The sequence below is a fragment of the Curtobacterium sp. MCBD17_030 genome (assembly GCF_003224255.1).
Taxonomy (GTDB): domain Bacteria; phylum Actinomycetota; class Actinomycetes; order Actinomycetales; family Microbacteriaceae; genus Curtobacterium.
In genome coordinates this window covers 83992-104832 of record NZ_QKLI01000003.1, presented here as the reverse complement: position 1 = coordinate 104832, position 20841 = coordinate 83992, and the positions used below count along the sequence as shown (strand labels likewise).

General features: G+C 67.7%; 25 protein-coding genes. 15 read left to right on the top strand and 10 right to left on the bottom strand.

All coding sequences use genetic code 11. From position 1 onward, the window contains the following. Positions 1–88: 88 nt before the first annotated feature. The 3 genes from DEI89_RS17575 to DEI89_RS04615 all read left to right on the top strand — a co-directional run bounded on the left by DEI89_RS17575 (position 89) and on the right by DEI89_RS04615 (position 2122). Complete coding sequence (locus DEI89_RS17575) at positions 89–472, top strand: hypothetical protein (RefSeq protein ID WP_110902877.1); 384 nt, start codon at positions 89–91, stop codon at positions 470–472. Between the two features lie 101 nt (positions 473–573). After that, on the top strand, positions 574–1251 hold the full coding sequence (locus tag DEI89_RS04620; protein WP_181421498.1) for a DUF402 domain-containing protein: 678 nt from the start codon (positions 574–576) through the stop codon (positions 1249–1251). 61 nt (positions 1252–1312) lie between these two features. Further along, entirely contained in the window at positions 1313–2122 is an 810-nt protein-coding gene (locus DEI89_RS04615; RefSeq protein WP_110902875.1) for a hypothetical protein, read from the top strand. Positions 2123–2150: 28 nt separating this feature from the next. Here DEI89_RS04615 and DEI89_RS04610 read toward each other — a convergent pair whose 3' ends face one another. From DEI89_RS04610 to DEI89_RS04600, 3 genes are all read right to left on the bottom strand, one after another. Then, positions 2151–2615, bottom strand: a complete 465-nt coding sequence (locus DEI89_RS04610; RefSeq protein WP_220034513.1) for a GNAT family N-acetyltransferase — start codon at positions 2613–2615, stop codon at positions 2151–2153. An 81-nt stretch (positions 2616–2696) separates the two neighbouring features. Beyond that, the gene (locus DEI89_RS04605) at positions 2697–3098 is read right to left on the bottom strand and encodes a hypothetical protein (RefSeq protein WP_110902874.1); all 402 of its coding nucleotides are present in this window, start codon (positions 3096–3098) and stop codon (positions 2697–2699) included. A gap of 9 nt (positions 3099–3107) precedes the next feature. Beyond that, positions 3108–3428: a PadR family transcriptional regulator gene (locus tag DEI89_RS04600; protein WP_110902873.1), complete on the bottom strand. Its 321-nt coding sequence runs from the start codon at positions 3426–3428 to the stop codon at positions 3108–3110. A 246-nt stretch (positions 3429–3674) separates the two neighbouring features. Between DEI89_RS04600 and DEI89_RS04595 the strand changes: the two genes are divergently transcribed. Both DEI89_RS04595 and DEI89_RS04590 read left to right on the top strand, forming a co-directional pair. After that, a complete protein-coding gene (locus tag DEI89_RS04595) occupies positions 3675–3923 on the top strand; it encodes a hypothetical protein (RefSeq protein WP_181421497.1) in 249 nt (82 codons plus the stop codon). Between the two features lie 27 nt (positions 3924–3950). Beyond that, complete coding sequence (locus DEI89_RS04590) at positions 3951–4190, top strand: PLDc N-terminal domain-containing protein (RefSeq protein ID WP_110902871.1); 240 nt, start codon at positions 3951–3953, stop codon at positions 4188–4190. Positions 4191–4662: 472 nt separating this feature from the next. Here DEI89_RS04590 and DEI89_RS04585 read toward each other — a convergent pair whose 3' ends face one another. The 4 genes from DEI89_RS04585 to DEI89_RS04570 form a co-directional block, all read right to left on the bottom strand. Further along, positions 4663–5073 carry an ester cyclase gene (locus tag DEI89_RS04585; protein ID WP_110902870.1) on the bottom strand — a complete coding sequence of 137 codons (411 nt, stop codon included), beginning with the start codon at positions 5071–5073 and terminating at the stop codon, positions 4663–4665. 28 nt (positions 5074–5101) lie between these two features. Continuing rightward, positions 5102–6031, bottom strand: coding sequence for a VOC family protein (locus DEI89_RS04580; protein ID WP_110902869.1), 930 nt, complete (start codon positions 6029–6031; stop codon positions 5102–5104). A gap of 235 nt (positions 6032–6266) precedes the next feature. Then, positions 6267–6689: a DUF6069 family protein gene (locus DEI89_RS04575; RefSeq protein ID WP_220033149.1), complete on the bottom strand. Its 423-nt coding sequence runs from the start codon at positions 6687–6689 to the stop codon at positions 6267–6269. A gap of 122 nt (positions 6690–6811) precedes the next feature. Continuing rightward, on the bottom strand, positions 6812–7324 hold the full coding sequence (locus DEI89_RS04570; RefSeq protein WP_110902868.1) for a MarR family winged helix-turn-helix transcriptional regulator: 513 nt from the start codon (positions 7322–7324) through the stop codon (positions 6812–6814). A 91-nt stretch (positions 7325–7415) separates the two neighbouring features. On the opposite strand from DEI89_RS04570, the gene DEI89_RS04565 reads away from it, so the two are divergent. The 6 genes from DEI89_RS04565 to DEI89_RS04540 all read left to right on the top strand — a co-directional run bounded on the left by DEI89_RS04565 (position 7416) and on the right by DEI89_RS04540 (position 12806). Further along, on the top strand, positions 7416–7778 hold the full coding sequence (locus DEI89_RS04565; protein WP_110902867.1) for a DoxX family protein: 363 nt from the start codon (positions 7416–7418) through the stop codon (positions 7776–7778). 44 nt (positions 7779–7822) lie between these two features. Continuing rightward, positions 7823–8395: an NADPH-dependent F420 reductase gene (locus DEI89_RS04560; RefSeq protein WP_110902866.1), complete on the top strand. Its 573-nt coding sequence runs from the start codon at positions 7823–7825 to the stop codon at positions 8393–8395. Continuing rightward, a complete protein-coding gene (locus tag DEI89_RS04555) occupies positions 8392–9255 on the top strand; it encodes an SDR family oxidoreductase (protein ID WP_110902865.1) in 864 nt (287 codons plus the stop codon). Before DEI89_RS04560 ends, DEI89_RS04555 begins: the two co-directional genes overlap by 4 nt. A 189-nt stretch (positions 9256–9444) precedes the next feature. Then, positions 9445–10071 carry a TetR/AcrR family transcriptional regulator gene (locus DEI89_RS04550; protein WP_110902864.1) on the top strand — a complete coding sequence of 209 codons (627 nt, stop codon included), beginning with the start codon at positions 9445–9447 and terminating at the stop codon, positions 10069–10071. Next, positions 10068–11765, top strand: coding sequence for an MDR family MFS transporter (locus DEI89_RS04545; RefSeq protein WP_110902863.1), 1698 nt, complete (start codon positions 10068–10070; stop codon positions 11763–11765). Before DEI89_RS04550 ends, DEI89_RS04545 begins: the two co-directional genes overlap by 4 nt. Before the next feature lie 120 nt (positions 11766–11885). Next, positions 11886–12806, top strand: coding sequence for an alpha/beta hydrolase (locus tag DEI89_RS04540; protein ID WP_181421496.1), 921 nt, complete (start codon positions 11886–11888; stop codon positions 12804–12806). Positions 12807–12844: 38 nt separating this feature from the next. On the opposite strand, the gene DEI89_RS04535 is transcribed toward DEI89_RS04540, so the two are convergent. Next, positions 12845–13090 carry a hypothetical protein gene (locus DEI89_RS04535; protein WP_146236676.1) on the bottom strand — a complete coding sequence of 82 codons (246 nt, stop codon included), beginning with the start codon at positions 13088–13090 and terminating at the stop codon, positions 12845–12847. Positions 13091–13225: 135 nt separating this feature from the next. Here DEI89_RS04535 and DEI89_RS04530 point away from each other — a divergent pair, with 135 nt between their 5' ends. From DEI89_RS04530 to DEI89_RS04520, 3 genes are all read left to right on the top strand, one after another. Beyond that, positions 13226–14413 carry a sensor histidine kinase gene (locus DEI89_RS04530; protein WP_181421495.1) on the top strand — a complete coding sequence of 396 codons (1188 nt, stop codon included), beginning with the start codon at positions 13226–13228 and terminating at the stop codon, positions 14411–14413. Beyond that, positions 14410–15069 carry a response regulator transcription factor gene (locus DEI89_RS04525; RefSeq protein WP_110902859.1) on the top strand — a complete coding sequence of 220 codons (660 nt, stop codon included), beginning with the start codon at positions 14410–14412 and terminating at the stop codon, positions 15067–15069. The genes DEI89_RS04530 and DEI89_RS04525 overlap by 4 nt, the downstream gene beginning before the upstream one ends. A gap of 210 nt (positions 15070–15279) precedes the next feature. Beyond that, positions 15280–17487, top strand: a complete 2208-nt coding sequence (locus tag DEI89_RS04520) for an MMPL family transporter (protein WP_110902858.1) — start codon at positions 15280–15282, stop codon at positions 17485–17487. 494 nt (positions 17488–17981) lie between these two features. Here DEI89_RS04520 and DEI89_RS04515 read toward each other — a convergent pair whose 3' ends face one another. Together DEI89_RS04515 and DEI89_RS04510 are read right to left on the bottom strand one after the other, a co-directional pair. Further along, positions 17982–18656, bottom strand: a complete 675-nt coding sequence (locus DEI89_RS04515) for a response regulator transcription factor (protein WP_258366230.1) — start codon at positions 18654–18656, stop codon at positions 17982–17984. After that, entirely contained in the window at positions 18653–19762 is a 1110-nt protein-coding gene (locus DEI89_RS04510; protein WP_181421494.1) for a sensor histidine kinase, read from the bottom strand. Before DEI89_RS04510 ends, DEI89_RS04515 begins: the two co-directional genes overlap by 4 nt. Positions 19763–19938: 176 nt before the next feature. Between DEI89_RS04510 and DEI89_RS04505 the strand changes: the two genes are divergently transcribed. Then, entirely contained in the window at positions 19939–20823 is an 885-nt protein-coding gene (locus DEI89_RS04505) for a CPBP family intramembrane glutamic endopeptidase (protein ID WP_110902856.1), read from the top strand. Positions 20824–20841 lie beyond the last annotated feature (18 nt).

Below are 20841 nucleotides of genomic sequence, written 5' to 3'. Positions count from 1 at the left end.
ATCAGCCCCGTTCGGTGGCCGATCGGCTACCGGGCGGCTGGGGGCTGGTCGGAGAATATCGTCGCCGCCGGCGCGCTATGGTCGGCGCATGGGGCCTCGGGGGCGGACACAGTGGCGGCAGGTCAATGTTCGGGCGCTCGTTGCGATTGCACTGATCGTCCTGTGGGGTGCTGTGCTCGTCGCGACAGGGGTGTTCGGCCCCGCCGGTCAGACTCCGCCATCGCAGTTCGACTACGACGGTGGGAGCTTGCCGCCCACGGCCAGTGATCGCGCTGTCGCGACCGTGCAGGCTGCAGCGTTGATCGCAACCTTGCCTGTCGCTGTCCTCGCCCTCTGCATCGCGGCAAGCTCTCTTCGCGTCTGGCGGGAACAAGTGTCAGCGATCATCGCAACTAGCGTTGCCAGCCTCTCAACGCTGGTCAGCATCGGCCTCGCCTGGATTGGCGTCGGGACCTTGATCTTCTTCACCTAGGCCGCGCTCCGCTCGAACACCGCCCGCGAGTCTCGATTCTCGACAGCCGATCGGCTACCGGGACGGGTGAGGCGCCAATGTTGCTGTGCGAGCATCAAAGGATGCACGACGACGTTGCAAAAGACGTGCGGAGCGAACCGTTCCGTGCTGGTGAATCCGTAGCCCTCCGTAGTCTGCACGCCTTCGGCTCCCGCGGCCGGGCAGTTTCGTTCGCGGTCGCGGGCCGAGTGCTCGTCGACGACGACGACGTCGCCGTGGTCGCAAGCCCGCTCGGTGCCGCGGTCCGGCGTCGAGCTGGTGTCGGGAGCGGGCCGAACGCAAGGCTCGTCCTGCCCGCGGACTGGGATGGTTCCTACGTCGAGGACAGCTGGTTCGGAGCGCCCGTGGTTCGCGTGCACCCGAAGGGGGCAGCGTGGTCGGTGTGGCGCTGGCACGACGGGAAGCAGTGGCTCCCGGACTGGTACATCAACCTCGAGCTGCCGTGGGTCCGAACCTCAATGGGCTTCGACAGTCAGGACTGGACTCTCGACGTCGTCGCACGTCGGCACGTTGAGGGGCGTTGGTCGGTTCGGTACAAGGACGAAGACGAACTCGCCTTCTACGCGGACGAGGGCCTGGTCTCGGAAGCAGATCGCTCGATGATCGAACGCACGGGCGAGAAGGCCGCTGCTGCCGTGCACGCCGGCTCGTTCCCGTTTGATGCGGATTGGTCCCGGTGGACGCCGCAACCGAACTGGGTCGCCCCGCAGCTGCCAGCAGGGTGGGATGCAGTCCGGTAGCCGATCGTCGACTGAGTCTGCTTCGCGCGGACGACGGCGTCTGCCGTGCCAGGCTGGCCGGGTGATTCTGCTGACCGAAGCCGTGCGCGGGGCGTGGCTCGTCGAGCGAGCCGGCCGATGGGCGACTGTCGGCGGTGTCGCTGGCACGGGCTTCGAGGCGTACGCGCGGCTGCTGCACCCGGTCGGCGCGCACCGTGCCGACCCGAACAGGACCGACGTGTGGGGCAACGATCGCGACATCGAGCACACGCGTTGGCGGTGGGCTGAGGTCGCAAGGCGCAACGACAAGGTGATGCATCCCCTGGTGCAGTGGCGCCGCCTCACCGACGACGAACAGACGAGGGACTGGCCTGACGGATGGCGGGTCGACCAGACCGACGAGGGATGGTTCGACCCCGAGGATCTCGCGGTCCTGACGACGCACCTGCGGGACGCGACCCGGACTCCGGACGATTTGGTCATCGCAGCGTGGGAAGGCACCGGCAACCCGCCCTGGGCCGAGCGCGGGCAGCAGGCCCGTGCGCGAGCTCGTATGCAGCTGCACTGGCCCGGTCGGGACATGTGGTTGTTCAGCTCAAGCTTGAGCGAGCTTGCGGACCCGACGTGGGCGCAGCGCACCGTCCCGGGGTGGGATTGCAGCCGCCCCGGGCAGGAAGGGCCCTATACGTCGCTGATCTGGCCGGAGGATCACGCCTGGGTCGTCGCCTCGGAGGAAGACTGGGACTCAACGATCGTCGCTGGCTCGCGCACGCTCGTTGACAAGGTCCTCGCGGACGACCGCTACGAGGCCTTCGAGGTACACGTGGGTGACGACCTGAGCTGGGACGGCGATCTCCTCAACCCCCGCCAATCGCCGCGACCGGGGCCCTGAGTCGACCAGACGCCCGGTGAAGGATCGTCTATCGGCACAGGTCGGTGAGGGTGCGTGACCATGCGACTTCGGTGCCAAGCTGACCGGTTCCGACGAACAGGCGTACCTGTTGCGTCTCGGGTAGCACGGCCGCCAGGCGTTCTCGGTCGGCGTTGGTGAAGCCGAGCTTCTGCCAGAACGGCCCCGACCGTCGAGAGAACAGCCACGCACACGATGCCCCCGCCTGTGCCGCTTGTTCGAGACCGAACATTGCGAGGCGCGAGCCGGCACCGGCCGCACGACGGTCGGGCGCGACGGCGACGCTCCGGATCAGCGCGTGGGTGCCGTCCCGGCTCAGCTCGAAGCCGGTGCTGCCGATCACTGTCCCGGCTTCGTCCTGTTCGATCCAGAGGTGAACGGTCGGCTCGTCGAGACCGGCAAGGGTGAGGTCGGCGTCGCGTAGGAAAGCACGGAGGGGTTCGACGTCATGCTCGGTCACGGTGTGGAACGTCACGCGCTCATCGTTCCAGCACTCGGCGTCCGGTGGCCGATCGTCTACCGGCACACCCAGCGGGGGCGCATCGGCGCCGAGGAGTCATTTGGCGCGCTGCGCTGGCCGTAGACGGTCCACGAGGAAGCCTGCCACCACCCCGATCATGATGATTGCGAGGGCGCCCACGCTGATGCTCCAGGGCTCGACGATGCCGTCGAGGGGCGGATCGATATCGAGGACGAGCTTGCGGACGAAGCTGACTGCTATCCATGCCAGCACCCATCCGATCGCGGCGGTCGCTCCTCCGATCGTGATGCGTGCTCCAAGAGTGCGCCGCTTCGTCTTCTCGAAGCGTTCCGCGTACTCCTCAGGCGTGCCGAACTCCTCAAGTAGAGACGCGGAGTCGATGCCGTGAGCACGCAACTCGCGAAGCGTGTCAGCTATCTCTTCCTCATCACGTCCCCGCAGTCGTAGCTGGAAAGTCAGATCTTGCTCATACCCCATGGCGGTTCCTCATGCTCGTTCGATCGCCTCTCCGACGCGAGTCCACTCCGCCCGCGCCCGCGCCAGCTCCTCGCGGCCGGCGGCCGTGATGGAGAAGTCCTTGCGTCCGGGGCCTGCCTCGTCGTGTCGCCACTCATGCGTCACGAAGCCCCGCTCTTCGAGTCGGCGCAGCAGCGGGTAGAGCGTGCCGCCTTGGATTCGCTCGAATCCCTCCTCGCGCAACCGCTCGATGAGGGCATAGCCGTGGCCTGGGGCGTCCACGAGCAGCGCCAGAGCGACCAGCGGCAGCCCGGCTCGCACGATCTCCGGACGCAAGCCCTCGCTACTCATGCATGGATAGTGCCACTACCTAGATGGCCCCGCAACCCTGCGAGTCGCGTTTGCTGATCATCACAATGACCACCCACGGAACGGCCGCGTCGCGTGTGCGCCGAGCGTTCGATAGCCGATGGGCTACCGGTCGACCTGCCCACGACGTCGTCACGTCCAGATTCCGTCGCGGGATCGAGACTGGTGCGCGACCCCGGCATATGCCACGGTGGGCAACACCTGGTCGCGTCATGGACGGAGCGCATCGTGGATCGAGTGATCGGCTGGAGCACCGTTGCCGTCGTCGTGACCGTTACGGTGCTGTTCCTGACCCTGATACAGGTGAGCAGCTGCGCCGATGCCGCCCAGGGTGAAGGTACGAGCTTCTGCACGACCGAGCCGATGCTTGGAGTCGCGGGTTCCTGGATTGCTGGCTTCGCCGGTGCTGGCGTGCTCGCCTTCTCCATCTGGCAGATCGTCCGAGCCACACGGTCGCCACAGCAGGACGAGGACTAACTCAGCCGCGAGACCAGCGCTCGTCGGATGGAAGAGCACAACCCACTGATTCCACCGGTCTACGACATTGCGTGGTCCGTCGTTGCAGCGGCATCCGTCGTGCTCATCGTGATCACCATCGCCTCGCTCGGCAGGAGAGCCTCACAGCTGTCGCCGTTGCTCGCTCTGGCCTGGGCGGCCCTGATCCTTACGGCACCCGTCCTCGGGCCAGTGGCATGGCTAGCGATCGGGCGCAGAACGGCTCCACGCACGCAACTGCCTCAGTAGACGATCGGCTACCGAGACCGTCGTAGCGCCGCCGAAACGGCGACAACATGTTTGGTCAGATCGAGTGACACGCGCGCCGTCGCCGAGACTCGTGAGCGGAGTTGGCGACAAGTAGTGAGTCCATCGACAGGGAGTTGTCGCCGCCGCGCACGCAACGTGTCTCCTCCGCGTTCAACTTGTCGCCGAACGGTTCCGGTTGGGACGTTCCGGTCCACGACGCGACGCGAGGGCCACTCCGCTCGCGCAAGGCGTCAGCGATTCTGCGACCTCGGTCGTGGTACGAGGCTCGCGTTCGTTGCAAGGAAGCCTCGTTCGGTAGACGATCGGCGACTGAAACAGCTGGCGGAGTCGAAGGTGGCCGGCTGAGCCGGGGGAGCTGTGCTCGACCCCGGCTCATCCGGTGCGGTCCCGCCAGCGATCGTTCCGCCCGTTGTCGAGTGCGTCCGCTATTGCATCGGCTCGTGGACGGTGCTCACTGAGCGGTGAGCTGGCTCATGAAGGCGGTGAAGTCGCCGATGGCGTTGTGCTCGACGATCTGGCCGTCGCGGATGACGTCGACGGCGACGGCTTCGAGACGGGTCGCGTTGCCGTTCGCGGGGATGCCGAACAGGTCACCGTTGCTGAAGGTGCCCTCGAGGACCCAATGGGTGTAGACGGTGTTGCCGTCGGCAGCCTGGCCGAGGATCGTCATGGTCTGGTCGGGGACCGCGGTCTTCGCGGCGAGGTCGGAACCCATCCACATGTCCCTGTTCATCGCGCCGCCGTTGGTGTGGTTGACGAGGTCCTGCGAGATGTAGGTGTCGAACGCGGCCTGCAGGTCGCTGCCGTTGTAGGCGTCGTAGAAGGTGCGGGCGATGGTCTTGTTGTCGTCGGTGGTGCTCATGGTCTTGTCCTTCGGCTGGGAGCGGTGGTCAGTTGGCGGAGAGCAGCAGCGTGTTCAGGCTGGGGTCACGGACGAGGAAGCCTGCGTCGGATTCCTCGATGGGTCCGTCGACGGTTCCGAGGACGTGGTCGAGGCGCTCGTGGGTGTCGAGGCGGAGGGTGAAGGCGCGCATGCGGGCGGTCCCTGCGGGTGATTGCGGTGCGCCGACGCCTTGCCAGGTGTTCACTGCGATGCGGTGGTTGAACGCGCCGCCACCACCGAGGTCGCCCATGTGGAATCGGGGTGCCCACACGGCCTGGTTGAACCCGAACGTGCGGTAGAAGCCGTATGCGGCTTCGAGGTCACCGACGTACAGGTGAACGTGGCCGATCTTCGTGCCCTCCGGGACGGGGAGGGCGGTGTCGTCGTCCGGCAGTGCGTTCAGGACGGTGCGAACGTCGAGCGGCTCGCGACCGTTGGAACGGCTGCCGTCCTGGCGGAGCACGTACGGGCCGTTGTCGTCGAAGTGGAACCCGCGGAGACGTTCCGGCGTCTCGAGGGTGATCTCGACGGTGATGCCGTCCGGGTCGAGGAGGTAGATCGCCTTCGACATGACGTGGTCGGTCGGCGAGATCTGCCAGCCGACCCGGATGAGGCGGAGCAGGATCCGTGCGAAGTCCGCTTCTGTCGGCGGGTGCACGGCGAGGTGGTACAGCCCACTGTGGCCCTGCAGGAATCCGGTCCGAGCGCCCGGGTGCAGGGTGACGAGCGTCCGCGCCTTCGTACCGAGCTCGACCTCGTCCTGGGACTCGGACCGCAGGACGAGACCGATGACATCGGTCCAGAACGCGGTGGAACGGCCGAGGTCGGTGACCTCGAGGTGCACGGCGCCGAACTCCGCGACCTCACGGTCCGGGGTGCCAGGCGCGGCCGCGTTCGGGGCGGGGTGCGGGTCCGAAGAAGTGTCGAGGGGGTTCATTGCTGCTCCTGCAGAGTTCGACGTCGTTGGGTCCCGGGCCGCGCGAGCTGCTGCTGCCGGAACCGGATACTTGAACGATCAAGTAATGCCCATCACTGTACGCGGTTTTGTTGAACTGTCAACAACCTCCTGGAACCGGTTCCTGATGGCTCGTCGCGGCAGGAGCGGGCCTGGATGCAGGACGCCCGCCAGCTGGGCGACGAAGGTGTCGTCAGCTGGCGGGCGGGAGGAGGAGTCAGCGTGCGATCGGGAGGAACGTGCGGTAGATCGGCACCGCAACCGCCGTCGTCACGAGGTGCATGATGCCCAGCGCCACTCCTGCTGTCATCGCAGCGGAGTCACCACTGACGGCGAGGAGCACGTCGGGGATGAGGGAGAGCACCAGTACGACCGGGACGAGGATCGCGAGCGCGCGCCCAGCCGAACGCGTGCGGCTGATGAGCGCCCACCCGATCGCGCCGATCAGGACCCCGACGACGGTGAAGGTGATGTAGGCCGGCGGCGTCAGGCCTTGCACTGCGGGGTCAGCACCGGCCGCGAGGGCACTGACGGCGATGATCGCGTTGGCGATGCTGCCGATGACGGCGGCGAGGACAGTCGCGACGAGGACCCCGCGGAGGCGGCTCGGGCGGCGGGTTGTCGTGTCGATCGTGCTCATGGGACTTCCGTTCTGAGAGGGGCGGCCGCATCGGATGAGCGGGCACGGCGGAGCAACGGACTGACGGGTGCCAGTCCGAGCGGTCGGGGGTCTGTGGAGTGGGTGGCCTGTGGAGTCGTCGGTCAGTCGTGAGCCACCGGCGCAGCGGCGGCGCGGACCGCCGGCCCGCAGGCGGGGTCCGGTGTCAGGAGGTTCGCGGCGATCGGCCGCAGGATCTCGGCGAGATCGCCGACCCGCTCGGGCGGGATCGCGTCGAAGAACGCGCGTCGAGCCTCCTCGACGTGATGCGGAGCCGCCCGCTCGATGAGTGCTCGTCCGTCCGCTGTCAGGGTGGCCACGAGCGAGCGCTTGTCCGTCTCGGACGGCACGCGACGCACCCACCCACGCTTCTCGAGCTTCGTCACCGCGTGTGACAGACGGGAGAGTGAGCCGTTGGTGAGGAAGGCCAGGCTGCTCATCGGAGCGCTGTCGTCGGGTGACTCGCTGAGCATCGCGAGGACGTTGTACTCGAAGCGGGTCATCGCGAAGTCACGCTTGAGCTGCGCGTCGAGCGCCGAGGGCAGCAGCTCGATGATCGCGAGGAGATCCATCCAGGCTGCCGCCTCGGTCTTGTTGAGCCAGCGCGGTTCGTCCATGCGCACATCGTCGCAGAAAAAACTTGACCGTTCAACAAAACTCTGTGTATTGTCGACCTCGTTACTTCAACTTTCAAGCACAAGGAAGATCATGCTCATCGCACTCTGGATCATCAACGGCCTCCTGGCACTCGCGTTCCTCGGAGCCGGCCTGATGAAGCTGGCCCGTCCCGCGGAGGCCCTCGCCAGTAGCGGCATGGGCTGGGCAGCCGACTTCGCCAGCAGTCACGTCAAGCTCATCGGCCTCGCGGAGGTCCTCGGTGCGATCGGCTTGATCCTGCCCCTGCTGCTCGGCGTCGCTCCGGTCCTCACCCCGATCGCCGCGATCCTCCTCGCTGTCCTCATGCTCGGCGCCGTGGTCGTCCACGTGCGCCGCAAGGAGTCCCCGGCGGCTCCGATCGTCCTGGCGATCCTCTCGATCGTCAGCGCGATCCTCGGCTTCGCCGCCCTCTGATCACCCTCTCCAACCGCACCACCTCTGAAACAGGAGCACGCATCATGACCAGCATCAGCATCCTCGGCACCGGCAACATGGGCACCGCGATCGCCTCCGTCTTCTCCGATGGAGGAGCCACCGTCGAGTCGATCAAGCACAGCGACGAGCCCACCTCCTTCGCCGGCGACATCGTCGTCCTCGCAGTGCCGTACGCCGCCCTCCCCGAGATCGCCGACAAGTACAAGAGCGCCCTCGCCGGCAAGACCGTCGTGGACATCACGAACACCGTCGACTTCGCCACCTTCCAGCCGGTCGTCTTCGACGCCGGCAGCGGTGCCGCGGACCTCGCCGCCCGCCTGCCCGAGTCGCACGTCGTCAAGGCGTTCAACACCAACTTCGCCGGCGCGCTGGCCACGAAGAGCGTCGGCGGCAAGAAGACCGCCGTGCTCATCGCCGGCGACGACGCCGACGCGAAGGCCGCTCTCCGCGACGCGATCACCGCCGGTGGCCTCGACGCCTACGACGCCGGCCCCCTCGCCCGTGCCCACGAGCTCGAGGGCATCGGCTTCCTCCAGATGGGCCTGGCCGTCTCCGAGCAGATCGGATGGACCGACGGTCTCGGGGTCATCAAGTGACGATCGCCGTCACCGGTGCGACCGGCAACCTCGGTCGCCTGATCGTCGAACACCTCCTCGCTCGTGGCGTCCCATCCAGCGACGTCGTCGCCATCGGCCGGAACGCCGAGCGCCTCTCCGCGCTGTTCGCTGACTCCGGTGTCCGCACCGCCGTTGCCGATTACACCGATCCGGCGGCCCTCGCGTCCGCGTTCGACGGCGTCGAGACCCTGGTGCTCGTCTCCGGTAGCGAGGTCGGTCAGCGTGTGCCGCAGCACACCAACGCCATCCGTGCTGCGGAGCAGGCCGGCGTACAGCACATCGTCTACACCAGCGCTCCCCGCGCTGATACGTCGACGCTGTTCGTCGCTCCTGAGCACAAGGCCACCGAGGACCTCCTCGCGGCCTCGCCCGTCACGGCGACCGTGCTCCGGAACAACTGGTACAACGAGAACTACGAGCAGGCGTTCGCCCAGATCGCGGCAACCGGCCAGTGGCTCGCCAGCAGCGGCACCGGCCGGATCGCCTCGGCCTCCCGCTCCGACTACGCCGAAGCCGCAGCCGTCGTCGCCGCGGCGGACGCACACCGGGGCGAGACACTCGAGCTCGCCGGCGACACCGCCTGGGACGGCGCCGAGTTCGCCGCCACCGCCAGCCGTGTCCTCGGACGCGACGTCGCGTACGCCGGCGTCTCGTCGGAGGAGCACCAGGAAGCACTCGTCGCTGCAGGTCTCGACGAAGGCACGATCGGGTTCCTCGTCGGCCTCGACGCCGCCGTCGCCGACGGCGCGCTCGACGGACCCTCGACGGTCCTCTCCACGCTGACCGGTCACCCGACCGAGACGCTCGAGGAAGCCTTCCGCCGCTTCCACACGGCCTGATCCACCCGCGGATCCACGACGCTCCGTGGTGCCGGACACTTTCGTCCGCACCACGGAGCGTTGTTGCATCCATGCCACACGGCCAACGAAGTCGGCACCTCCGACTTCGGGTAGTTGCACTTCTTGCGGCAAAGTGCAAAACTGCAGAGTGTGAACACAACTGAGCGGACGCGACTGCTTCGCCGTCGCATGATCGCCACGGCCCGTCGCCGCACGATCGCGGACGGCCTGAACGGGTTCACCATCGAGCAGCTCTGCGAAGAAGTCGGGGTGTCCCGTCGGACCTTCTTCAACCACTTCGCCTCGAAGGAAGACGTCGTGCTCGGGATCGAGCTCGGCGTCGAAGACGACCTGCTTGCCACCTTCGCTGCGGGAGCAGCGGTCGATCCCGACCTCGCTCCCTTCGAAGCGGCGGTCGCCCTGGCGATCGAACACCTCCACGTCGTCGGTCTCGACCGCGGCGAAGAAGCCCTCATGCGGGACGTCCTGGAACGCGAGCCCTCCCTCGTGGCGCGATTCGTCACCGCGACTGACCAGCAGATGAACCTCGTCGGCGACGCCATGCGCTCCCGATTCGGATGGACAGACCCGGCCGACGACCGCGCGCGGCTCGTTGCCGAGATCATCGGCGCACTGCTCAAAGCGACCGCGTGGCGGTTCTTCGCCGAGGACGACGGGCCGCCCTTCGAGGACATCCTCCGCACCAACTTCCGCCTCGTCACAGCGATGGCGAACTCGGACAGCCCGGCTGTCCCGGCCAGCAGTACGCCGCTCACAGCGGCACACTCGATCAACGAACTGGAGAACACCCCATGAGCTCGACCAAGAGCGCGAAACGGGCAGGACGGTCCGACGGGCCACTCCTGCTCACCCAGCGCCGCATCTGGACCATCTTCTCGGCGCTCATCGCGGGCATGCTGCTCTCCAGCCTCGACCAGACGATCGTCTCCACCGCGATGCCGACCATCGTCGGCGAGCTCGGCGGTGTCGCGCACCAGGCGTGGCTGACCACCGGGTACCTGCTCGCCTCCACCATCGTGATGCCGATCTACGGCAAGTTCGGTGACGTGCTCGGGCGGCGGAACCTGTTCCTCATCGCCATCGCGCTGTTCACCATCGCATCAGCCGGCTGCGCGTTCGCCGGCGACTTCACACAGCTGATCGTGTGGCGTGCGGTGCAGGGCCTCGGTGGAGGTGGTCTGATGATCCTGTCGCAGGCGATCATCGCGGACATCGTCCCCGCCTCGCAGCGCGGCAAGTACCTCGGCCCGCTCGGTGCGATCTTCGGCCTCTCCGCCATCGGTGGCCCGCTCCTCGGTGGCTTCTTCGTCGACCACCTCACCTGGAACTGGGCGTTCTACATCAACATCCCCGTCGGGATCGCCGCGTTCTGCATCGCCTGGTTCGCACTCACCCTGCCGACCAAGAAGGCCGAGAAGAGGATCGACGTCCTCGGCGTGCTCCTGATGTCCGCTGCCACGACGTGCCTGGTGTTCTTCTCCGAGTTCGGCGGCAACAAGGACCACGGCTGGGACGCGCTCGAGACGTGGGCCTGGTTCGCGGGCCTCGTCGTCGCCGCTTCGTTGCTCGTGCTCGTCGAGACCCGCGTCGAGGACCCGGTGCTCCCGATGTCCTTCTTCCGCAACCGCACCTTCCTGCTCGCGACCGGCATCGGTCTCGTGCTCGGCATCGGCATGTTCGCCGCGATCGGCTTCGTCCCGACGTTCCTGCAGATGGCATCCGGCACCTCGGCCGCGGTCTCGGGCCTGCTGATGTTGCCGATGATGGTCGGCCTCATCGGGACCTCCATCGCGTCCGGCAACCTGATCTCGAAGACCGGCCGCTACCGCGTGTTCCCGATCGTCGGCACGATCCTCGTCGCGGCCGCGATGCTCTGCCTCACGCAGCTCGCTGCGGACACCCCGATCTGGCTGATCTGCGTGTACCTGTTCGTCTTCGGCGCTGGCCTCGGCCTGATCATGCAGGTCGTGGTCCTCGTCGCGCAGAACGCCGTGCCCGCATCGCAGGTCGGGACCGCCACCTCGACGAACAACTACTTCCGTGAGGTCGGTGCATCTCTCGGCACCGCCGTGTTCGGTGCACTGTTCACCGCACGGTTGACCACGTCGCTGACCGACGTGTTCCGCGGCGCCGGCGGTTCCGCGACCGATGCCGCGTCCTCGGCGGGCAGCATCGACCCGGCGACCGTGGCGAAGTTGCCGGAGGCGGTACAGGACGGCATCGTCAACGCGTACGCTGACTCCCTCGCGCCGGTGTTCTGGTACCTGCTGCCCTTCATCGCCGTGGCGTTCCTGCTCGCCCTGTTCCTGCCGCAGATCAAGCTCTCCGACACGGCCGGCATGGTCGCTCGGGGCGAAGCCATCGGCGGCGCAGAAGCCGACGAACTCGAGAAGGCGCGACAGGACGCCGCCGCCGGTGGCCACCCAGCCGCAACGGCAGCCCCCTCCGTTCCGGACTCCGTCCGATCCGGCGCGCCGCGCGACGAGTAGCCGGGACGTAGTGAGGAGGGCGCTGCGAGGCGCCCCCTCACTGCGTCCGTCGCACGCACCAGCGAGGACGCTCGACCCGCAGATCCCATCAGCAGCCCCGACCGAATGAGAGAGCACATCATGGCCGCACCCCTCGGCATGCGCGTCCGGACCTGGGCGATGTCGACCCTCGTCACGCGCATCATCCGGGCACCGAAGGTGGAACTCACTTCCCGTACCGTTCCCGACAACGAGATCGTGCACGTCCCCACGCGTCACGGTTCGATCCGCTGCTACATCACGCGGCCTCCCGCTGACGCCCCGCTCGCCGGGAACGGTGTCACGCCGCCGGTGGTCATCAACACCCACGGTGGTGGGTTCGTGATCGGGAACCCGCTGCAGGACAACCACCTCGCTCGAGGGATCGCGGGCGAAGTCGGCAGCGTCGTCGTGAACGTGGACTACAGCACATCACCGAGAGCCCGGTTCCCGCAGGCGTTGGAGGAGTGCTTCGACGTGCTCACGTGGGTCGCCCGCTCCGGGGAGACCATGGGATGGGACGGTACCCGGATCGCGGTGACCGGCAGCAGCGCAGGTGGGAACCTCGCCCTCGGCACGCTCACGCAGTCGACACGCGAGCACGGTCCTGCTGTTCGCGCTGCCGCCCTCATCGTGCCCGCTGTGGACCTGTCGATCCCGCCCGCCGGAGCGACCTTGCTGATCGAGAAGCCGTTCGTCAACGCCGGGATGCTCGAGATGGTCGACGCGGCCTACCCGTTGCAGAGCACAGACCGCAAGAACCCGCTCGTCTCGCCCGCTTTCCTCTCCGAGCCCGAGCTCCGCGCACTGCCACCGACCCTGGTCGTCACGGCGGAGTACGACACGCTGCGTCCCTCGATCGAGGAGTTCACCGCGCGTGCTGTGGAGGTCGGTGCGCCGGTCGAGACCCGACGGTTCGACGGGGTCGACCACGACTTCTACTACGCAGGCTCCACCCCGAAGGTGACGCTCGACACGCTGATGGCCACGTTCACCGCGCACCTCCTCGAACACCTCCGCTGACCCACGCGCTCCAGGGCGTTGCAGCGCGGGCGGGTTCGTCAGCGGGAGATGATGCCCCGCGCTGCGCTCTCGAGGAGCATCGACGTGGCCAGCACCATGAAGCCGGCGAACCGCAACACCGCGCTCGTGGTGGCGACCGCTGCCCAGAGCGGCAGCAACGGCACGCGCGCGATCGTCCCGGCACGAGTTCGGCGCACCTGCTGGCCGTACCCGTCGTCGAGCTCCGCCGGCGTCGAGACGAACATCGGCGGGATGGAAGGTGAGGTGGCGATGAGCGTGGTCATGACGTGTCCCTTGATCGGTGCGACTGTGATCACCAGCATCGCCGAGGGAGCACCCGAGCCCGTCGTGCTCCGGGACCGACGAACCTGATGCAGATGGAGTACGCGCAGAGCAGCGGCGTCCTCCACAATCGAGGGATGACCGTTCCGACGCCCGGCGGGCCCGCGACGCCGCGCCCGCTGTGGCTGCGCGCGCAACCCGTGCTCGAGCGCCTCCCGCTGTGGGTGAGCGTCACCGCGATGATCGTGGAACTGGTCGTCATCGCCACCAACGGCGACGGTCTGCTCGCCGGCATCGGCGCACTCGTGACCCTCACCGGCGCGCTCGTCGCCGCCCGTCTACCGCAGGTCGGTCTCACGTCGACGATGGCTGGCGTCGTCGTGGTGATCGTCGGAGGGCGGGAGCCGATCGGCGAATGCACCGTCGTGGTGTTCGTCCTGTTCGCACTCACCTTGCGCGGCTTGCCGCCGACCCGCAGCATCGGTGTCACGACCCTCGCGATGGCCGTCGTCTTCGGCCTCGCGAGTTTCCTGTCTGCCGGCCGCGCGGTCGGTCTCGACGCCGTCGCGGTCATCGTCGCCGTCGTCGCCGGTGGTGCCGTGGGCGCAGCGCTGCGGCTGCAGCGCCAGTACTGGGAGTCGCTCGAGCAGCGCACCCGCGACGCGATCGCCACGCGGGAGGCAGAAGCTGAGCGGCGAGTGGCGGAGGAGCGGGTCCGCATCGCCCGTGACCTGCACGACATCGTCGGCCACCAGGTCGCCGTCGTGAGCATGCACCTCGGCGCGGTCGAGGTCACCGCCGGCCATGACGACGCCGCGACGCAGCGGTCGTTGGTCGCGGCGCGCACCGCAGTACAGTCGATCCTCAGCGACACGCAACGGACGCTGGCCATGCTCCGCAGCGACGCCGCCGACGACGATCACGCGGGCCGCCCGACACCCGGCCTGTCGACGATCGACGAGCTGGTCGCCTCGTTCCAGGACGCTGGCCTGTCGATCGACGCGCAGATCACCGACCAAGCTCGCCGAGTGCACGACGCCGGCGGGGTGACGGTGTTCCGCGTGGCGCAAGAAGCGCTGACCAACGCGCACCGGTACGGCACCGGTGAGGCCGCGCTGACGGTGCTGACGGACGAGGCTGACCTGATCATCAGCGTCACGAACCCGATCGCGTCCACGCCGACGACCGCCCACGGCAGCGGGTACGGACTCGTCGGCATGCGCGAACGCGTCGAGTCCGCCGGCGGCACCCTGCAGCTCGGCACCGACGACGACGTCTTCACCGTCACGGCGCGGATCCCATGGAGCGAAGGAGCAACCCCGTGACACGCGTGCTGCTGGTCGATGACCAAGAGATGATCCGGCTCGGACTGCGGACCATCATCGACGTGCACCCCGACTTCGCCGTGGTCGGTGAAGCAGGGGACGGGTTCGCCGCGCTCGCCTTCCTCCGGGACCACGATGTCGACCTCATCCTCATGGACGTCCGTATGCCCGGGATCGACGGCGTCGAGACGACGCGACGCATCCGGGAGGGTATCCCGTCCGAACAGACCCGCATCGTCGTGCTGACCACCTTCGAGCACGACGACACCGTCCTCGCGGCACTCCGGGCTGGTGCGAACGGGTTCCTCGGCAAGGGCGTCGGACCAGCTGAGCTGATCGCGAGCCTGCAGGAAGTCATCGCCGGGGGAGGTGCCCTGTCCGCAGCTGCCTCTGCCGCGCTCATCGGGCACGTCACCGACAGCCCGGTCCGCGTCGTCGACGCCGACCTCGCCGACCGGTTCACTGCCCTCACAGCCCGCGAACGGGACGTCGTCCTCAGCATCGCTGAGGGCCATGACAACGACACCATCGCAGCGGAGTTGTTCGTCTCACCGTTCACCGTGAAGACCCACGCGAGCCGTGCGATGGCCAAGGTCGGCGCCCGCGACCGGGCCCAACTGGTCGCGTACGCCTACCAAGCCGGGCTCATCGCCTGACTCGACCACCTGGTCTTCTCGGGCACCCACCGCTCAGCCAGCGGTGGGTGCCCGAGCGTTGTCGCCTGTCTTGACGGTACGCACGGAGGGGCGGGATCTACTGCAGATGGAGTAGTTCGAACGCTGCAAAAGGAGGCCGTGCCGAAGCGTCCCGGACGGGATCGTTGACGTTGTTCGCACCTCGCGGACCACGACGACGAAGGAAACCGCATGTCCACGTTCCTGTCCCACCTCGGGCGCTTCAGTGCCCGGTTCCGATGGCTGGTGATCGGAGCGTGGCTCCTGATCATGGCCGTGCTGATCGGCATCTTCGTCGTCGGCAGCGGCATCGAGAAGGACGCCGCGACCACGAGCATCCCCGACACCAAGGCATCGCAGGCGTTGGAGCGGATGAACAAGGAGTTCCCCTCCACGACCGGCGCGGACACCGCGTCCCTGCAGCTGGTGTTCCAACCGAAGTCCGGCGACGTCACGGACGCGACGACTGCGAAGCAGATCGAGTCGTTCCTCGCGAAGGCCGACAAGGTCGACGGAGTCAAGTCCGTCAGCGACCCGCTGAATGCGGAACAGCCCTACATCTCCAAGGACCGCACGGTCGCCGTCGCCACGTTGACCTACGGCGACCTGACGAAGGCCCAGCAGACGAAGTTCTACGACGCGGCCCTCGACCTGCAGGAGAACGCTCCTCCGGCGCTCGGCGTCGAGCTCGGCGGGAACCTGGTTCCCCTCGGCGCCCCGGCCACCGGCCCGGGTGAAGGCGCCGGCGTCATCATCGCGTTCATCATCCTCGCGATCACGTTCGGCTCGCTGCTGGCTGCGGGCATCAACCTCCTCGTCGCCGTCTACGGCGTCGGCGTCGGCCTGATCGGTGTCCTCGCCTACGGCGCGCTCACCCCGATCGGTGACAACGCGATCATCCTCGCCACCATGCTCGGCCTCGCCGTCGGCATCGACTACAGCCTGTTCATCCTGTCCCGCTTCAAGACCGAACTCCGCTCCGGACGGAGGGTCGACGACGCGATCGCCCGGGCCACCGGTACCGCCGGCACCGCCGTGGTCTTCGCCGGCATGACCGTCGTCGTCGCCCTCGTCGCGCTCCTGGTCGCGAACCTCAGCTACATCACCGAGATGGGTGTCGCCGCCGCCTTCGCCGTCGCCGTCGCCGTCCTGCTCTCGCTCACCCTGCTGCCGGCACTGATGCGGTTCATGGGCGTCAAGGCCCTGTCGAAGAAGCACCGTGCGGCGCTGCAGCGCGGGGAACTCTTCACTGAAGACGGCCCGCAGAAGCGCGGCGTCCTCCGCTCGTGGGGCAGCTTCGTCGTGAAGCGCCCGATCGTTTCTCTCCTGGGCGGGGTGCTCGTCCTCGTCGTCGTCGCGCTCCCCATGCTCAGCATGAAGACCGCCTCGAACGTCCCTGGCGGGTCCGACCCGGAGTCCACCGAACGCACCGCCTACAACCTCATCGTCGACGAGTTCGGCGGCATCCAGAGCCCCCTGATCGTCCTGGCCGAGGGCGACGACATCACCTCGAAGACCGCCGTGATCGAGAAGGAACTCACCGCTCTCGACGGCGTGCAGCAGGTCGTCCCGGCTCAGGTCAGCTCCGACGGCGACTACGCACGGATCACGGTCATCCCCACCGAAGGGCCGATCGACGACTCCACCAAGGACCTGGTGCACCAGATCCGTGACGACGCTGACAGCATCAGCGGAGCGCACCTCGAGGTCACCGGTGAGACCGCGATCGGCATCGACTCCGACGACCAGCTCGCTCAGGCGCTGGTGAAGTACGTCGTCGTCATCGTCGTCATCTCGATCATCCTGCTCATCGTCCTGTTCCGATCGCTCCTCATCCCCGTGATCGCCACGCTCGGCTACCTGCTCTCGGTCGGCGCATCCTTCGGCGCGAGCGTCGCGGTGTTCCAGTGGGGCTGGCTGGACTTCCTGCCCGCACCGCAGGGCGACCCGATGCTGAGCATCCTGCCGCTGCTGCTCGTCGGAGTGCTCTTCGGACTCGCGATGGACTACCAGGTGTTCCTCGTCTCCCGCATCCAGGAGATGTACCGCAAGGGCCTCGATCCCAAGCAGGCCATCCGCGAGGGCTTCTCCCGATCCGGACCGGTCCTGGTCGCTGCGGCGAGCATCATGATCGTCGTCTTCGGCGGGTTCGCCACCGGGGAGTTCGCGATCGGCGCCTCCATCGCGTTCGGGCTCCTCGTCGGCGTCGCCGCGGACGCGTTCATCGTCCGCATGGTCCTCATGCCAGCCGCGCTGTCCCTCCTCGGACGCTCCGCCTGGTGGATCCCCAAGTGGCTCGACAAGGTCCTCCCCGACGTCGACGTCGAAGGCCACGCCCTCGACGAGCACGACGCCGCGGCACCTGCCGCGCAGGACCAGCCACGAGTCCTCGTCGGCTGACAACTCGAAGGGCCCCGGTGAACACACCGGGGCCCTTCGTCCTCCGCTCGTCGAACGAAAGTGACCAGCTGATGCAGCACCGGTCCGCCCCGAAGACATCCACCTCCCCCCGACTCAGCCCATCGACATCACCGCCTACCTCGCAGTGGAAGCAGATCGTGCGTTCGTCGAGAAAGGCTCCGCACCAGAGCTGAACGGTCAGGATCCCGAACCGCCCTGCTGAGCGCGACATCAGCAGACCCGCTGCTCGAGCGGTGCGCGGTCAACGACCGTAGGTGAAGTAGCCAGACGAGAAACCCCGTCGCAGGGCACCGCGAAGGCGTTGCCGGAGTTCGCCACACTCGCGGCCGAGGGACGCTTCCGAGTGCCGGTCGCCGCAGCGTTCCCTCTTGAGGATTGGCAGGCTGCGCTCACGATCAGCCGCAGCGGCAACGCCGTGTTGAACGTCCGAACGATCTGACGAGTTCCGCCGCCCCACGCCACGCACGAAGTGCTCACTGGGCGAGCCCGTGCCGGTAGGCGTACACGACCGCCTGTACACGGTCGCGGACTCCGAGCTTCAGCAGCATGCGGGACACGTAGGTCTTCGCCGTCTCCCGTGTGACGAACATCGCTGCCGCTATCTCGGCGTTCGACATGCCCTGCGCCAGCAACCGCAGCACTTCCTGTTCGCGGGGAGTGAGGAGTTCCCGGCCGGGTGGCTCGGTCGGTACTGGTCTGATCCGACCCGCAAATGCTCCGATGAGGTCTCGCGTGACGGTCGGGTCGACGATGGCTTCGCCGGATGCGAGCGTCCGGATCGCGTCGAGCAACCGGCGGGGCGTCGAGTCCTTGAGGAGGAACCCGCTCGCTCCTGCACGGAGTGCCTCGAAGACGTACTCGTCGAGGTTGAAGGTCGTGACGACGAGGATTCTCGGCTGGAGAGCGTCGGCCTCGACGAAGGAGATGATCTCCCGGATGGCGGAGATCCCGTCCAGCACTGGCATCCGGATGTCGATCACCAGGACGTCCGGGTGGATCGAGCGCACGAGGTCCACTGCGTCACGGCCGTTCACTCCCAGCCCGACGACCTCCATGTCTGCCTGCGCTCGGATGATCCGGGCGAAGCCGTCCCGCACCAGGAGCTGGTCGTCGACGAGTGCGACCCGTACGATGCCCGCCGAGGTCACCGTGATGCTCCGCGGGGGAACACGGCGGCCACTCGGAAGAGTCCATCGACCGGCCCTGTCCGGAGGGTGCCGCCGACGAGCGCCACCCGTTCCGCCATCCCGCTCAGGCCCCGACCCGGGATGTCGGCCGTTCCGCCGCGGATCCTGTTCTCGACGAGCAGTTCGATCGCGTCCGCGGTGTGCGTCATGGCGACCGTGACCTGCTCGCCGGGCGCGTGTTTCATCGCGTTCGTGAGGGCCTCTTGGCTGACACGGTGCAACGTGGTGGCAACGGGGGCCGACGGCTCGGAGGGTTCGCCGAGCTCTGTGAACCGCACGGGGTACCCCGTGGCAGCCAGCTGCTCGACGACGGTGCGCACGTCGCCGCCCACCGGAGTGACCGGCAAGGTTCCGGGTGTGGTCGTCGTGGTCTGTTCGAGGGCACCGAGGAGTGAACGGAGTTCCTGCAGCGCCTGCCGGCCCGTCCGGCCCACGACCTCGAGGGTCCCGTCACGGCCAGCGAGGTCGTCCCGTCCGAGGTAGGCGGCCGACTCGGACTGCACGACCATGGCGGTGATGTGGTGCGTGACGACGTCGTGGAGGTCACGGGCGAGAGCGTCCTTCGCCCGACGAACAGCTTCCCGAGAAGCCGCGGCCTCACGGGCGTCCTGCTCGGTGAGCCGGTGCCGGACGAGCAGCCCAGCGGTCCACGGCACCGTGAGGACCAGGCTGAAGGTGACCCAGTCCACCAGGCGTTCTGGCGAACCCGATCCCTCGAGAGCGAGCGCGAGGAGGACGTACGCAGCGACGGTGGCCACGGCGACGATCGCACGACGGAGCTCCTGGTACGCGCCCGTCGAGTACAGGGCGCCGAGCACGCCGAGCCCGGCTGGACCGGAGTCGACACCGGACAGTTGCGCGGTCGTGAACGCGGCGCCGACCACGAGCAGTACGAACGCCGGACGGACACGTCGGAAGGTCAAGGGCAGCGTCTGCGCCACGGCGAGCACCGGTCCGGCCCACTCTGGCGGGCTGCGGTGCAATTCCCCGAGCTCCACTCCGGGGATGCCGAGTGGCAGCAGCGCAGCCGCGAGGAGTGCGATCGCGCCGATGGCGTCGCGCACCATGACTGGTTGTTCACTCCATCGCGAGGTCGTGCTGCCGAAGCGCATGAGAGCGACGCTAGCGTCGCCCGGTCTCGTGCAGGGAACACTGTCGACCTTCGGGGGACTCGGGGACACCTCGCCGGTTCCTAGCGTCGTGTCCAGGCAGTTTTCGCTGCACCCCGAGAAAGAGGACGACCATGACGAACACCTCCGCGCCGGCTGCTCCGCATCGTCGGGGAGTGATCAACCGACTCCGGACGTTCCCGGTCACGTGGATGGTCGTCGGGACCGTCCTCGTGTTCCTCACCTCCGCCGTCTTCACGGCAATCGGTGCTGAGTCGGGCCCGAGTGGCATGGCGCTCATGGCGCTGACCGGCATGGCAGCCGGTTCCGCGTTCTACGTGCTGACGATGCGCGTGATCGCCCGGCGACGCATCCCCGAGCTCGCCCGCCGGACGGCTCCCCGCGAGGCGCTCGCCGGCCTCGGGATAGGCGCCGCCTTCGTCATGGCCTCCTACGGCATCGTCCTCGTCGCCGGCGGGTACAGCATCGACTGGGCCCCCCGCGACGTCGGCAAGACCCTCATGCTCGCCATCGCCGTGAACGCCAGCGCTGCCGTCATCGAAGAACTCACCTTCCGCGGGCTGCTGTTCCAGGGGATTGAACGACTCGGCGGTCCGAAGCATGGTCGATGGATCGCCCTCACCGTGACGGCGGCGCTCTTCGGTGCGTTGCACATCATGAACCCCGGTGCGACGCTGTGGACCTCATTCGCCATCGCAGTCGAAGCTGGCGTGCTCCTCGGTGCCGCGTTCCTCTGGCGACGGAGCCTCTGGTTCGTCATCGGCATCCACTTCGCCTGGAACGTCATCGAGGGGCTGCTCGGCATCCCCGTCTCCGGGCATCGCAACCCTGGACTCTTCATCACCACCGTCCACGGCAGTGGAGTTCTCACCGGCGGCACCTTCGGCCTCGAAGCCTCGCTCGTCCCGGTCATCGTCAGCATCGCCATCGCCGTTCCGATGCTGACGGCCACCGCCCGCCAGCGGTCCACCGTCTCGGACGACCGGATGACCTCGTAGGAGACAGCAAAGCCGAAG